At 45.5% G+C, this 14,976-nt stretch carries 12 protein-coding genes; all 12 read right to left on the reverse strand.

Annotated elements, in window-relative coordinates; genetic code table 11:
- The 12 genes from NYE35_RS29985 to NYE35_RS30040 all read right to left on the reverse strand — a co-directional run bounded on the left by NYE35_RS29985 (position 1) and on the right by NYE35_RS30040 (position 14,948).
- Positions 1-852: a diguanylate cyclase domain-containing protein gene (locus NYE35_RS29985; protein ID WP_036682174.1), complete on the reverse strand. Its 852-nt coding sequence runs from the start codon at positions 850-852 to the stop codon at positions 1-3.
- Positions 842-2,938, reverse strand: a complete 2,097-nt coding sequence (locus NYE35_RS29990; RefSeq protein WP_341122362.1) for a cellulose biosynthesis cyclic di-GMP-binding regulatory protein BcsB — start codon at positions 2,936-2,938, stop codon at positions 842-844. The genes NYE35_RS29985 and NYE35_RS29990 overlap by 11 nt, the downstream gene beginning before the upstream one ends.
- A 52-nt stretch (positions 2,939-2,990) precedes the next feature.
- Entirely contained in the window at positions 2,991-4,241 is a 1,251-nt protein-coding gene (locus tag NYE35_RS29995) for a glycosyltransferase family 2 protein (RefSeq protein ID WP_036682179.1), read from the reverse strand.
- A gap of 27 nt (positions 4,242-4,268) precedes the next feature.
- Positions 4,269-5,819 carry a hypothetical protein gene (locus NYE35_RS30000; protein WP_076099732.1) on the reverse strand — a complete coding sequence of 517 codons (1,551 nt, stop codon included), beginning with the start codon at positions 5,817-5,819 and terminating at the stop codon, positions 4,269-4,271.
- Positions 5,816-7,369, reverse strand: coding sequence for a glycan biosynthesis hexose transferase WsfD (wsfD, locus tag NYE35_RS30005; RefSeq protein ID WP_076099733.1), 1,554 nt, complete (start codon positions 7,367-7,369; stop codon positions 5,816-5,818). Before wsfD ends, NYE35_RS30000 begins: the two co-directional genes overlap by 4 nt.
- Positions 7,370-7,400: 31 nt before the next feature.
- Positions 7,401-8,555, reverse strand: coding sequence for a glycosyl hydrolase family 8 (locus tag NYE35_RS30010; protein ID WP_254924503.1), 1,155 nt, complete (start codon positions 8,553-8,555; stop codon positions 7,401-7,403).
- Between the two features lie 169 nt (positions 8,556-8,724).
- Positions 8,725-10,770: a catalase gene (locus NYE35_RS30015; RefSeq protein ID WP_076099734.1), complete on the reverse strand. Its 2,046-nt coding sequence runs from the start codon at positions 10,768-10,770 to the stop codon at positions 8,725-8,727.
- 136 nt (positions 10,771-10,906) lie between these two features.
- Positions 10,907-11,920: a potassium channel protein gene (locus NYE35_RS30020; RefSeq protein ID WP_076099735.1), complete on the reverse strand. Its 1,014-nt coding sequence runs from the start codon at positions 11,918-11,920 to the stop codon at positions 10,907-10,909.
- Between the two features lie 87 nt (positions 11,921-12,007).
- On the reverse strand, positions 12,008-12,400 hold the full coding sequence (locus tag NYE35_RS30025; protein WP_038573772.1) for a DUF350 domain-containing protein: 393 nt from the start codon (positions 12,398-12,400) through the stop codon (positions 12,008-12,010).
- Complete coding sequence (locus tag NYE35_RS30030; RefSeq protein WP_232061559.1) at positions 12,397-12,990, reverse strand: hypothetical protein; 594 nt, start codon at positions 12,988-12,990, stop codon at positions 12,397-12,399. Before NYE35_RS30030 ends, NYE35_RS30025 begins: the two co-directional genes overlap by 4 nt.
- 69 nt (positions 12,991-13,059) lie before the next feature.
- The gene (locus tag NYE35_RS30035; RefSeq protein WP_036682191.1) at positions 13,060-14,262 is read right to left on the reverse strand and encodes a glutathionylspermidine synthase family protein; all 1,203 of its coding nucleotides are present in this window, start codon (positions 14,260-14,262) and stop codon (positions 13,060-13,062) included.
- Positions 14,259-14,948 carry a hypothetical protein gene (locus tag NYE35_RS30040; RefSeq protein ID WP_341030824.1) on the reverse strand — a complete coding sequence of 230 codons (690 nt, stop codon included), beginning with the start codon at positions 14,946-14,948 and terminating at the stop codon, positions 14,259-14,261. The genes NYE35_RS30035 and NYE35_RS30040 overlap by 4 nt, the downstream gene beginning before the upstream one ends.
- Positions 14,949-14,976: the final 28 nt, after the last annotated feature.

A 14,976-nucleotide genomic window follows, 5' to 3' on the forward strand; every position in this document is an offset into this window, starting at 1 on the left:
CTACACGTCGTACTCCAGCTGTTTTTTGGCCTGAACAATGAAATCCAGCGGATTCTCAATCGTGCCGGCTTGGTATTCGACCGCCCCAATCTTAAGCCCCAGGCTGACCTTATATTTTCTGGAGAAATTATTGTCATTCAACTCCTGAAGCTTGAGCTTAATCCGCTCGATCACAATCTTCGCCCCATCGCTGTCCGTGAACAGCAGCAGGCCCCATGTTGCTTCATCCTTATCTAGCAGATAGAGTGCATCATTGGTACGAATACTCGCCTGACTAAGCTGAGACACATCATAGATAGCTTCTGCCAGCTGATCTTCAGGAATGATCCGTCTGATCTCTTTCCAATACTTCACCTTCACCACTAGCAGGGTGAGCGGAATCTGATAGCGGGTCGAAATGCTTGTAAATAATGTAGCATCCGTCTGAAAAGAAATACTGTTCCGCAAATTTGTGTTTTCATCGACGATAGCCATATTGGCAGTCTTTTTGCGTAGCTGCTCATTCTCCACCTGCAAATCACGGCTGCTTAAAGTGAATACCCATAGAACGACCGTTAATAGCGGAGTCATAATTAACCAGAAATAAGTATTCAGGCTAATCGTCTCCCCTAGCGTTATCGTCTGGTACATCGTGTAGAATCCGTAAGCAAAGATAAACACCAGATTCAAGACCAGCCCTGCAGTGACCGTTGTAAAATACGTAACAATGGCCAGAATAAAAGCCACCGTTAAAATGATAATATTCTGGAGGTAATCATCCGGCGCCCCGGCAATGAAGACGATACAGAGGAACGATAACACCAGGAATGATAAGAGAGCGATGTCCGACACTAAGCTGCGATTACGTCTCACGCTTATCACCACGTTTCTTCATGTGTTTGCGAAGCAGCAGGATCAGCGATAGAACCACCAGCGTTAGAACCAGTAAAATCACAATGATAAAACTGAGTACATCCGACCGTTCCATTATTTTTTGGGCCACAGAGTCCTCGGCTGCTCCAGTGATCGTTTTGAAACGATGTGCGCTGACATTACCGTCTTTATCAACGATTGCACCATCGCCAAACACCTTCCACTTGTCCCGTTCTGTAGCGAGCAGCTTCGATCCTAAGTAATACTCTTCCGAGCTGACTCCCGTAACCGCGAGCAATGCACGTCCCGCCTCAAATGGGGAATCAATCAGCTGCAGTGTTCCGATTCGTGCGCCGTATTGCTCTTCAATACTCATTTTCTCATTGGAGCGAATTGTGGTTCCATCTCCGTTATATTGAAAATAAAGCTTAGCATTCTGATCACGGATCACCTTATTATTCTTATAAGCACCAATAGCGATGATATTATTATTTTTCAAATGATCGGCGCTGACAGTATCGGTATAGAACTGGATATTCCCTATATTTCCGCTGGCATATTTACCAAGCAGATTAAAGATATTCGATACACTTAAATAGGCGTAATCATCCATTTGTTCGGGCAGTACAACCGCCACATGATTATAGATCCCATCGCGGATGAACGGATATGGATAGTTATTAAATAAGAGATCCGTGCGATCCTTCGTATTCAGCTGCATTACAGAATCTTTACTGATATAAGCCCACGGCATTTGATCCCGATCGATAATACATCTGGCTCCTTCGATCTCCAAATCAAAAGCCACTGTCACCGAGAAATTTCCGGATATATTCAAGTTCTGAGGCACCGAGAGATTAAGAATATCGCCATTCGCCAGTTCCTTGGTCAGCTTCTTACTGCCAATCGGAGTATTATTGATGCTCACGGTAACCAATGAACGAGTAAAATCCAAATTCTGTGCATAACGGAAATCCAGGCTGATTTTACCGGAATCGGCAATCGAGCGGTTCGCTGGCAATGAAATAAAATACGTCTGCTCCTGATGATGTGCCCCGGTCAGTTTATCACCTGTTTCAGTGAACGTGATGTTAGAGCTAATCGAAAGCGCAGGTGCTGACACTTCTGTAGCATCCGTTACTGTTTTCAGATCACTAGTGATCTGCCCGATCAGCTCTGGATTAGCAATCAAACGACCCGCTTTAATCAGCAAGTTCTCATCCTTCGAGGTTACAACCAAGGTGGGCTGGGTATCCTTATTCACTAGCTGGAGCAACGCGTGCGTACCCAAATCTTCAGTGGAGCTTAGCTGAGCTTTCAGCCCGCTTGGTACTCTGTCATACATAGCTACCAGTACAACTGCGGCCTTATTCTGCACAGTGTCTGCCCGGTAGGGAAGCAAGGGAATAGTCTTATCATTTAACGTAATCCCCTTAACAAACCCGGAGAGCGCATAAGTGGCTGCTTCCATTTCTGCCGCCGTGCTTTTGTCCGGTACAGTCAGAATACTCTGATTCTTCGTTAAGGTATCTATCCCGGCGAATCGCTCGCTGAAGTCACTGATCCCTCCACTCAAGGGCTTTGCGGTATAAATCACGCTAACACTGGACGTATTGAACAGATGCAGCCAATTATCCGACGTTTCATCGACCGAACAAAAGAGATCATCTTGACGATCTGTCTTCAAATAGCCCTGAATGCCCAGCGTATTCGTCCCTTTTTTCAGAAACCCCTTGGGCGCCGCAAGGGTCAACAGCTGTTCGCCGTTGTCTTGTAGTGACGGACGAAACGTATAGAACGGGCTGCCGTTTAGCGTTAAGGTAACACTAGAAATCTGCTCTTCGGTAATTTGTGAAATTTGAAAATGCAGTTTGATCTTTACTTGATCCACATTCCAATAATCCAGAACCTCAAAATATTGCTGCTGGGCACTCGAACCTGTTAAGGACGAGTCTGTTCCCGTGAATGAGGTTGTATAAGTAGACTTATGATCCTGTGGCAACGTCTCTGCGGCAGCAGGATGGATTGGAATTAAGAAAAGGGAGAGGCAGGTTAACAGTATAACCAGCTGTTTTTTTATCTTCATGTTCTGTTTCTCCTGTGATTACATTTTTCTCATATGACTTTTTGGTGCCTCGTTAGTAGCGCTCCGTCTTATACCATTTGGCTTCTCTTTTGAAGATGAGGTCTTTCAGGTATAGATATAATCCGTTAGCCGCGACAACCATCCACAGCTGGCAATAAGACACATACATCAACATTACAATCCCTAGATTGGACAAGCTCATCTCGCCCTTTTCTGTTGTTAGCGTAATGAAGGTCCCCACAACGAATAAAATAATAGCGAGCAGCCATAAGAAATTACTAAGACCTGCAATAGTAGTATGCACATAACCCAAAGCATGCAGGATCAGCAGCACATCCGAGGTGATTAACGACAGCAGCAACAAGAAGTAAATGGATAGAAAATAAAGAATATCGAACCGCACCTTTGCGGCCGATTTATTGAACAGCAGCGGGATATTTTTGACAATGACATAAATATTGCCCTTCGCCCAGCGGGTTCGCTGCTTGAACCAGACCTTCAGGGTCTGTGGTTCCTGCTCCCACGTGACGGATTTGGGCTGGAACTTGATTTGGTAACCCATCATATAAATCCGGAAGCTGATTTCTGTATCCTCGGCTATCGCTTTGACATCCCAGCCACCGATGCTTTCCACAATAGACCTGCGCATAATGAAATTTGTTCCCGGAATAGTGCAAAGCTTGAACAGCTTCCAGCGCCCCGCTTGAGCCATCCATTGAAAGGATAAGGTCTCAATATTAATGAACCGGGTCAGTAAACTTGCATCACGATTACGGGTCCGAAACTTCCCAATCACCGCACCGAGGCTGGAATCATGCATGATCTCAGCAACCAGATAACGCAAAGCTGTTTTCTCCGGAGTATTGTCGGCATCATAAATGGCGATTAGCTCCCCTTTACAGCTGGTAAAGCCTATATTCAAGGCATTGGATTTGCCTTTGCCTCCTGTAACTGCATCCGTATTAATGACTACCAGCTGACGCCCCGGATTTCGGGATTGTATGCCCGCAAGCAGCTCAGCACTGTTATCAGAGGAATTATCATTAATCACAATAATCTCATACCGATCTTGCGGATAATCCAGCGCCAGCAGAGATTCAACCGTCTTACAAATCACTACCCCCTCATTGTGAGCGGGAACCATAATTGAAACAAAAGGATATTCACCCTCTATCTCTGGTATGTCCTCATTTTCGGATTTAATGTAATATAGATAGCCCGCGATAATGAGGGTCACATTCACCAGCAGCAGAGACCAAATACAGATCACCGCAATCACCATCAGCACGTCTGAAATCGTCATAGGGTCCTCCAAATCACGATAGTTGTCTCATTTCAAAAACTTTCTGCGATATAACCGGTATCCGATCATCAGCAATCCGCCAAACAGCAGCAGAGAAATCATGATCACAACAATAAAAAATTGATTCTGAATATTAAAAAGTCGGGTGAAGCTCTTTTGCTGTTCCTCTGTGTAGCGATAATCGCTATCTACTGTTTCCGGTGTATAGTCCAGGCTTAGAGGTTGTCCATTAATAGAAATCATTCCATCTAGTGAGGAGATTGTGTTCTGATCAGTAACGACCTGGTGCTCTTCTTGCTTATAATCGGCAAAAGAAACCCAATTCCGTTCCAGACTTTGCAGCATTTCTTCAAGCTGACGCTCATCCTCGGGCATGTCGACGGTGATTACAGTATCCATCGGCAATTGCGGTATCACTTTATTGGATGTAGGCAAAGCCTGAAGAAATTCCAGCGGAACGCTATATAAAGAGGATGGAAAGGATTTAGAGGTGTCGCTCTGCTCCATATAATCAATCTGTTCATCCGGATATAACACCACGGAATCAAAAAAGCTCATCCCCGCTTCTGAATACTCTTTGTCATACGACCAATGCATTTCCGCCCCGACTCCAAGCGGCCCAAGCCCATTTTCGGCCAACAGATTGATGAAATCATTCATCTTTCCTTTAAGCGTATGGTCAATGGAGCTTATCGTTGGCATCACCACTGGGGCATTGACCAGAATGCTTCCATTGCTGGATTGCACACTTTTCATGGCCACTAAATAACGCTGCATGGCCGGATAATCGGTATTGCGGAACACAGGCCGCACACTTGCAAGAAACGGAATCCCCAGTTGATACAGCCGCTCACCCGTTTCTGCCAGCAGTCGCAGATCGGAGAAAGGATAGATTTCTTTGATCGCAAGGTACATTTTAGGAGCAGCAGTGATATGGAGCCAATCCTTCAGAACATGCGCCATCCCCAGCGTACTGACATTCCCTTGTTCAAAATATGGGGCATATGTATCATTCCCCTTACTCACAGCGTACGGTGCTTGCAGACCCTCCTCCGCAAAAGAGAGTTTCCCAAAGGATTTGACCGCCTGACTCGCTGCAATATAAGGCATATCCTGCACCTTAGCTTGAATTCCGGAGAACTGTCCAATTTCGAGCTCAGCACTCCCGTCATAGATCACATCAGTGGTTAGCTGTAACGCCTTCATTAGACTAGCGGGTGGGTTGTACCCAATATGCAAATACTGCCCCTGATAATGCTCCCAATCCTCTATATAGGATTTATTCGTGATCGAAATATCCGCTTCGTTACGGACCATGATCACTCTGGAGTAATTTTTCAGCATCCCCTGCTCGTATTGATCTAGGCTTCGAAGTGTAACCTTTGTCGAGTAAGCTGCCAGCAGACGTTGAAGTTCAGTCACATTTCCATCCTTAGCGGTCCCCTTGGCAAGGCTGTCATAGAGCAGTAAGACTTGTTGTGGCGATGCAGCAGATTGAACAGGAGTGGCGGGAAGCAATAGGATGGTTAAGCTCAGCGTCAGCAGCAATATACAGTATAAGATCCCTCTGCGCTTCAAACACTCACATCCTTTTGAGGCTTTGTAAATGGACTAGACGTGGTGGGGCTCTCGTTAACCGGCTTTTTACGATTTTTGGAGAATCTGCGTCCGATCACACTAGATACTGTCAGAAAGGTCACCAAATCAAAAGATAAAGTGAACAAGAATTCATGCTTGGAAATGTCGGCATCACCAGCACCGATAATCGATACAAAAATGCCTGAAAGACCAATGCCTATCGTAGCGACAATCAATACCATCCGCTGCAATCCTCTAAAATTACGTGCCTTAATGGCTGTTACGAAGGAAGGCATATACAGACCGATGACAAGCACTGTCCAAAGGAAGATAAAACCTATCGTTCGTGGTGCTAAAGCTTTTTTCAGCTGACTGTATCCAGTAAAAAAGTGACTCTGTGCTCGAAATTCCTTCCCAACGGATTGCTCGTAATTGCCCATCGCCGCTGGTTTGATCGAGAATGCACTTTGAGCAGCTACATTAAGAATCGAGTTAAGCTGATCCGGATTCGATATATAGTATTTAAGGATCGAAACAAATCCGTAACGACTGTAAAAGTTCTCTTGGAGGATTGGTGAATTCACATCAATAGTTCCGTATTTCTCGTAGTAAATGCTATTCTTCAAGATGGCATATTGTTCATTAATATCGAATGACTTCAGTGCCTTCTCCGGATCGGAGGAATCCTTCAGCACCCCGCGGGTCATGGCATGGAACTGGTTAATATTCACGAACTCATCCGAGATATTCAAATAGGTGAACACACCCGCGAACAGGATCAAAGCAAGGGAAACCATTGTCAGAATGCGAAATATTTTATCCCTGCGAATCCAAAGGAGCGAACACCCCAGAACCGCAATGATTATACCCACTGGCGCATTTTGCTGCTTGGAAGTAGTCAGGATGATCGTACTGATCAAGAACAGGGCCAGCAGCACATAGTCATTGTATCTTTTTTGATATAACAACAACCAAGCTGCGAACATAGTAATCATCGTGATCATCACGACGCTCTCGCCGTAAAAGGAGTTGAAATAAGCGGTATACCCGGTATCTCCAAATATAAAAATAGCAATACCTGCAGTGACCCATCCCTGCTTGCGGGTCATCCCCCATGTAACAGCCTCTATTAATAAGTAGATCGCCGCAACATATAAAATCGTATAAATGACTGCTTGAAACCGGATATCGAAAACCTCGCTGCTAAAAAACAGCTTATTAAGTCCAATGGCCAGCTTGATAAATAGGGACTGCGAAGAAAATAATGTCGCGCCATTCTCATTAAAATATTGAAAGATTCCATATTGCTTTACAAAATAACCAAAGTATTGCTCGTCATAATCCGGCAGATTGAAATAAATTCCGTTACTATAGATGCTGCGAAAAAAATCACCATTATCCGCCATTCCGACATACGGGGCGGTAAATAAGGCTATGATGGTTATAAGCAACACTCCAACAGCAGTGATAAAAGCCGGGGACAATGGCAACGGTAGGTTAGCGAGTGTCATCCCCTGCCTCAGAGGTGATTTCACCGTGTTGTTTATCATGCAGATTCACCTTCGTTACTATAGGTTTAAATTAATAGACATAGGCCAATGATGCCATCAGATTATCAAAGGAATAGGCTTGGCCACTAGCTACATCGCCGAAGCCTCCATACAGTGAGCTGCCGGCATCGGTTATTCTGAACTCGTTCATTCTTTCAATGCTTTTGCGATAGAGTGCATCGTCTCCGATCTCGGCACCAATCATAGCCGTAATAGCGTAAATGGCTGTTGAGCGAATATCGTTAAGCGGCTTTCCCTCACGCGAATATTGTCCATATAATGTGCCAGCTTCGACCTGCTGCTTGATATAATCAATGCTGGAGGATTTCTGCTGGTCTACCTCTGCCAAAGCCAGAATAGACAGTAGCGATTCTACTGTATTGATATTCTCCGAAGTATAGGTTCCACTCTCATAATTAAACCTTGTTTCATAGAAGGGAAACTCATCTGATAAATATCCATCTTTCAGTATAACGCTCATATTATTCAACAAAAATTCACGAGATTCTCCAGAAACCGACAATTTTCGCATTGTACCTAAATCAATATAACATAAAGTAACGAATGTGTTGGTTTTTTTGTAATTTTCATCATAGAAGTCATACATATATCCATTTTTTACATTATAGTTATAAAATCTTTCACCATACTTATCCGCTTCCTCTGTATAGTGTTTATCCCTAAACGTATCCCCCGCTTCATAAAGCGCACGAATGATACGTAAGTCATCAACGGCAGCATTCACAGGATATAATTTCTGCTGTTTAGGGCTATATCGGTAGCTAAAACCGCCCTTCATATCAAAGGTTTGCTTAGCCAGCGCCCATTCTTCTGCAAATCGCTCTTTCTCACCACTCCGTACGGCTGCCAGCATCCTCAGAGAGGCAGACTCACTTAGAATCTCATGGCCGCTTGCCGCTTCCCCGGATTGCTCTGTTTCAATTAAATTCGTATAAACACCGGACGAGCCGGTAAGCTTCGTAACAATAAATTGCTCTAAAGCATCCAATTCCTGTGAATGGTCCCCCACATCATTATTAGCCGAACCCGTAGGATTCGGTGGCTCTGTTGTATGAACATCCGCGGAGGGCGAGGGTGTTGATGCCGGCGTTGCTGTTTGCTCGCATGCTGTTAATGCTGTAAAACCTATAAGTACCACTACAGCAACAGCTATCTCTTTCCTCAAAAAATCACCTCCCTAAGCATCTGCTTATATTGCCTAGTATTATCTATAACGGTAATATACATCACATACTTAATCCAAATGTTAAATTTATGAAACTATTAGATGAAAAAAAGAGGCATCCACACGCCTTCTGACGAGCAGACCCCTCTTTTTCTATCATCTATTTACTTTATTCCATACGTTCCCAAAAACGATGGGCAGAAATGGCCGCAACGAAGCTAGCCGCAAAAACTTCCCCACCATCGCCTATTACGACGCCCGGACTGCTTCTGTGTTCATCTGTTGCAAGCAGCTCAGCAAGTGTTGTGGTCATCGCGATGGGTTTAAAATGTGCATATGCTTGGTTGAGGAATAGCGCTGCATCTTTATGGAATTTCTTGCGCTCTGCATTTCCACCAGCCGCATAAATCGCATCGAAGAGCACCGAATCTGTAGTGGATAAGGTGTGGATGACTTCAAGCTCTGTGCCGTTTGAGCCTTTAATAAATCCAAGCTTATCACTGATTAGCTCCGGTTGAATCCCAGCTCCCATAAGCGTGTCCAATACAGGCATTACCGCAGCTTCATCAAAACCATCCCCGATAATCACGCCTACTTTACGCGTGTTGGGATGTTTTTTCGTATTAGCCTGACTTAAGGCTGGGGAAGCTTGAGTGACCTCAGAACCGCCAACTTCTGGAGCCGCTACTCCAATGGCTTCTGCCACAGGTACAGCAAGCTCGGAGGTAATGTTAGCAAGCATATTTACGACCTGCTGTCGGACCGACTTACTCTTAACCTTTCCAAGCTCAAAAGAATAAGCTTCGATAATATGCAATTGTTCCGGAGGGCTCATACTATTCCAGAATAACTTGGCTTGTGAAAAATGATCCTCAAAGCTTTTACTCCGGCTCCGTACCTTACGGCCCTCAACCTTTTCTTGATAATGCACATAACCGCCTTCAGCCTCTGGGACAGGTCTCGGCGTATTTTGGGCCAGAGAATTATTATGATAACTCACAGTGCCCTGATTAATCGTCTGCCGCCCATATCCGTCACGCTGGTTGTTGTGGAAAGGACACACCGGTCTATTAATCGGCAATTCATGAAAGTTAGGACCCCCAAGCCGAATCAGCTGGGTATCCGTATAAGAGAATAGTCTGCCCTGAAGTAGGGGGTCATTGGTGAAATCAATACCAGGCACTACATGTCCAGGGTGGAAAGCCACCTGCTCCGTTTCGGCAAAAACATTATCCACGTTGCGGTTCAAGGTCATTTTCCCAACGATCTGCACGGGCACGTCTTCCTCTGGCCATAGCTTTGTAGGGTCCAACACGTCGAAATCAAACTTGAATTCATCTTCTTCACTAAGAAGCTGAATGCCCAGCTCATATTCCGGAAAGTTGCCGGCTTCAATCGATTCCCATAAATCACGTCGGTGGAAGTCAGGGTCCGCTCCTGATATTTTCTGTGCTTCGTCCCACACCAAAGAGTGTACACCAAGCACTGGTTTCCAATGGAATTTAACAAAATGTGCTTTCCCCTGCTCATTGATCAGACGGAAGGTATGAACCCCAAACCCTTCCATCATCCGGAAGCTTCGCGGAATGGCGCGGTCAGACATCAGCCACATCGCCATATGGGCCGATTCCTGGTTATTGGCGATGAAATCCCAGAAGGTATCATGGGCTGATGCCGCCTGAGGCATTTCATTATGCGGCTCCGGCTTAAGCGCATGCACTAGATCAGGGAACTTAATCGCATCCTGTATAAAAAAGACCGGCATATTATTGCCTACCAAATCATAATTGCCTTCTTCGGTATAAAATTTGGTCGAGAAGCCCCGGGCATCCCGCACAGTTTCGGCTGAACCCCGTGATCCTGCTACCGTTGAGAACCGGACAAACACCGGGGTCTTTACGGACGGATCTTGAAGGAATTTCGCCTTCGTATATTCTTTCAACGATTTATATACTTCAAACTCCCCGTGGGCGGCAAATCCGCGTGCATGCACGATCCGCTCAGGAATCCGCTCGTGATCGAAATGGGTCATTTTTTCCCGAAAATGAAAATCCTCCAGCAAGGTTGGCCCCCGGTCACCGGCTTTTAGGGAGAACTCATCCTCGGACACTTTCAATCCCTGATTGGTTGTTAAAGCGTGACCTTCGTCCTTACTGCGAAACTGTTCCAGTTGCTCATTTTTGCTATTTCCGTTCACTTTTTGCTGTTCACTCATTAACAATGGCTCCTTCCGAAAGGTAGAGTAACGATAATATTCATCTCTTACCCTTAAGGAAGGAACGGCAAACAAAAAGAAGCGGAATTCCGAGAAGCCCTTCTCCCGAAAATCCGCTTACTCGCTTATCTCTGACCTAACCTTTAATTCTCCGGTACGTCTCTTCATCCGAAACAATATATAATCTAGCCTCTTTAGGAATAGGCTGGCCCAGCTTGCGATTGATGCTAAGGTCACTACGATCCGAGAGTAAAGTTGCACCTTGAAGGAGCAATTCCTGAAACGCCTGCCCATAGGTCTTCCATGCACTATTCACTGGAATCTCATAAATATCATCCCCATACTGGCGGCTCAGCAGCTGCGTAATCACCTCTGAATTCCCCTCTTGTAGAGCGGATCGGACAGCCAATCTAGAAATGGCATCATGCGACAGAACGAATTCATTGACCTGAACATGCCTGAAATTCTGTATATTCTTCTCCTGCATAATTTCTACGGTAGTATGTACTTGTGGCGCTATGCGCTCAATGCTGGAGGCGATAAGCAGAGACTTCCCGTCAATTAGCGATGCTTCATCAATCCGTGTGTCTCCGAACACAATGGCTGCCCGGGCTTCGTGTATGTTAGCTTTAAGGAGAATCTCATCGCTGGAAGCATCACCGCTCACAAAGTGGACCTGTTCCATATGCTCCAGCGGATGCCGTCCTATCTCATCAATGATGACGATATGACATTTAGGTGAATAGCATAACACCTCATCTACCGCAGCTTGTGCTTTCTTACTCCAATTGATTAATATCACATGATCCTTTCCCCGGAAGCTCAATGTTCCTGCTCCTCTCCTTCTCTGCACTTCTGCAATAGAGTCAATGACCTTGCCAATAACCAAGCTGAGAAGACCAATCCCAAAAATATACAGAAACATGGTGAATAGCTTACCAACTACAGTCTCGGCAAAATAATCCCCATACCCAACGGTGGCCATCGTTGTCATGACCCAATAGAAGGCATTAAACCAGTTGTGGAATGTACTCGGTTCAAGCAGGTAAGCTATCGATGCGCTAAGAATTATAAAGATCAAAATAATCAAACCGATCGACCGTTTGCGTAAACGCATCATCCTGGTGGATATTCTCAGAAAAAAATGCATCTGCCATCCCTTCCTCACATTAATAAAGCTGCCTCTCGAGGTTATTACTGAGGGCAGCCTTATCCATGTTCATCTGCGATTTTTGAACTAAACAATCAAACTGCTGACTGCAAACGCTGTGCCGATAAACACCAAGCAGAGCATAGTGCCTACTGCCACATTGCCTTTTTCCAGATGTTCTGAAATTTTAAAGCTTGGGGTCGCCAATTCAAAAATCCAGTAAGCAGCGATGAGGCACACATAACCGACAGCAAACCAAATGATCATATGCAGAATAGAGGTATTCGTATACGCCGCTACTCCAATGATAATTGCTGTGGCGAGAAATTTGCCGCCAAGCGCTAGAGCTACAGCCACATTCCCTTTTTTCAGCTCTTCCATATCCTTGAACGGGGTCATCAAGCCAAAGATAACCATACCCAACAATTGCAGAAGAATAATCACAAATATACTGACTATCAAATTAACAACAATCGTCACTTTGCCCACCCCCGAAATTTCGCATATGCCGAGTCATAATCGGCGAAATCATGTACTTCCTCAAGGACTACGGAAGCGGTCTTTTCTTTCTCTAATGCTGCATAACGCTCATCGTCTATCGGCTGCTTGATCCGGTTGCCGGAAGGCAGCTCAAGGACGGCAAAGTTTCTTGTCTTCTCATTATATTTTGTCTTGTATACTCCTACAAGATCAACATCCGTAGTTACCGATACCTTAAGGTTGGTAAGGTCCTCTACTGCTGTTTTTTCATCGGGATACGATTTAATGGTCGTCCAGGAAGATAGGCGGACTTCATTGCGCTGGTCAGCATCTGTGATCAGCTCAGCGTCCATGAACTGCAATGTCCATATTTTATCGCCAGTAGCATAATTCTCATCATTCGGCAGCAGCTCATTATCCGGCAACACCGTCATATCGCTGCCAATTAGATCACCTACAGTACTCTCCACAACCCGGTAATCCCAAGGTACCCGCGCAACACTGTCAGAAGTTTCGGCAGTGCCTGAATCAAACACACTCCCCTGATTACTGGAACATGCACTAAGCAGCAGCACCGTTAGAAGCATCATACATAAAGCGCCGATCCGGGCCTTTACTAATCTAGTAGACGACTTGTTTATAGCCTTACTTTTATCCAACTATCTCACTCCCAACGCGATAAAATGACTGGCATTGCCCGTAATCAGTCCGCCAGCCCGGCCGAGCAGCCCACACGGCTTCCCATTAATGACGAACATGCCTGTCAGTAGGTGGAATTCACCTTCGGCGGTGTGTATTCGGGCTAGTTCAGCTCTTTTTTGATATACAGAGGGAAAAAGCTGACTGCTATCATAACCCTCTTCGTCCTCAATTTCCAGAGTTCCACTATCGTCAAAGAGACGTACAGAACCGCCTTCGCGGCCAAATACAGATTTGGACACAAAGCTGCCAGAGAACACAGGCTTATTATAAGTCGGCAAAATATAACGTGAGATCGCCTCACGCTCTTCATTGTCAAATAATAAGCCAAGCTCATACATTCCCCACACAGCTGCAATCAATCCCTTAGACTGCAACAGGATACTGTGAGGTCCATTAAAAAGCTGAAGATTTCCCTGCTCAACGGCATAGGCAAGTGCATCTCCACCTTCGTCGACGGCCATCCACTCTTTAGGATATAGAGCAAACATCCGCTGTATCACCCGGTCCTCGCCATCCTTCAGAATGCCCTCATCGACCCACAGGTCGAGGCAATCCACACACTGAATAGTAAGTCCGCTATGTCTGACCAAGGCTTCAATCGTACCTGAATCTTCAAGATGGGACCCATAAGCAACACAAGCTGCGGTATCTGGACGTTCTATCTGCCATGCTGCGGCAAGTTGTTCCTTCATCGCATGATTTGGACTAGCCACACCCGCCTGTTCACAGATCCAAGGTGTTGCTATGGAAGCCTCCACATAACCTGTAGGTGTATCGGCATTCAGTTCCAGAAGCTTGATGGTTCCATCATGAGCTATCGCAAAATCAAACCTTGCATACCGGCTGATTAAGCCTTCTTCCGGAATAGGAGACCCATCAAGCATCTCCCAAAGAACAGGGGGAATGCCCAGTAGCTCATACAAATCGCGTTTTAGATGTATATACCGAACCGCCTTATCGAGGATAGCCCAAAGCTTTGCGGAGGCTTCCTCAAGCTCCTTGTAAATGTCGCTGCGCATCACAGCTATTGCATCCATCCAATACTCTTCTTCCTCTAGATCTGCCCAAGTGAACCCAAGCTCATACAGCGCTTGTACCCGTGGGCCCCGCTCCAGATCAGACAAATCCAGGATCTCAAACACGCTCTGCTGATCACTCATCCGCCGAAACCACTCTTGCTTGAACCTGATCTCGATGAAGATTTCGAGCCTGAGCTTGATTTAGAGTTCTTCGAAGAGTTTAAGCCACTGGAAGTGCCCCCGATTCCGGTCTTCGAAGAGGAACCCCTTCTCGTGATGGAACCCGTGGATGAGGTTGAGGTTTTAGGTTTCACTACAGAACCGGGCACCTTTTTATTCTGAAACTTTTCGCTGCTATAAGTAGGTGGTTTATAAGTGGTTCTCGTGCCTCCATAATAGGTAGGACGGTCCTTAGCCCATCCTCTGGAGGAGTAATTGGCACCGCTGTTAAACAACATATGATACAGAAGCAAATCCGTCCAGCCAAAACCTGAATGATAACCGCCATAGTTATTCACTACAGTTGTCCCGTTTGAAGTTACTACGCCTTGGCCTTGCTCCTCTACCTCTTTCGTACCTTCTTCGGGATAGGGAATATTCCAATCCACATTTTTATCAAAATAAGCTTTAACCTCTTCATTAGACCAAGAGACTAGCTGTGGTTCGCCCGCAGAAGTATTCGCGCTAGCCCCCGCTCCGCCAGGAATAAACATAGCATTCGCTAATAAGGCTATGCCTAGCGATGTTGATAATACACGGATGGGTTTGCCATCGGCGGTAAATAATTTTAATGCAGGCAATTCCTTATCCCTTTCTTCTTTAGCCATCGTAAGGTTCTCCTTCCCTGATGATCTT

Source organism: Paenibacillus sp. FSL L8-0494, assembly GCF_038003695.1.
In the GTDB taxonomy this organism is placed as follows: domain Bacteria; phylum Bacillota; class Bacilli; order Paenibacillales; family Paenibacillaceae; genus Paenibacillus_AQ; species Paenibacillus_AQ odorifer.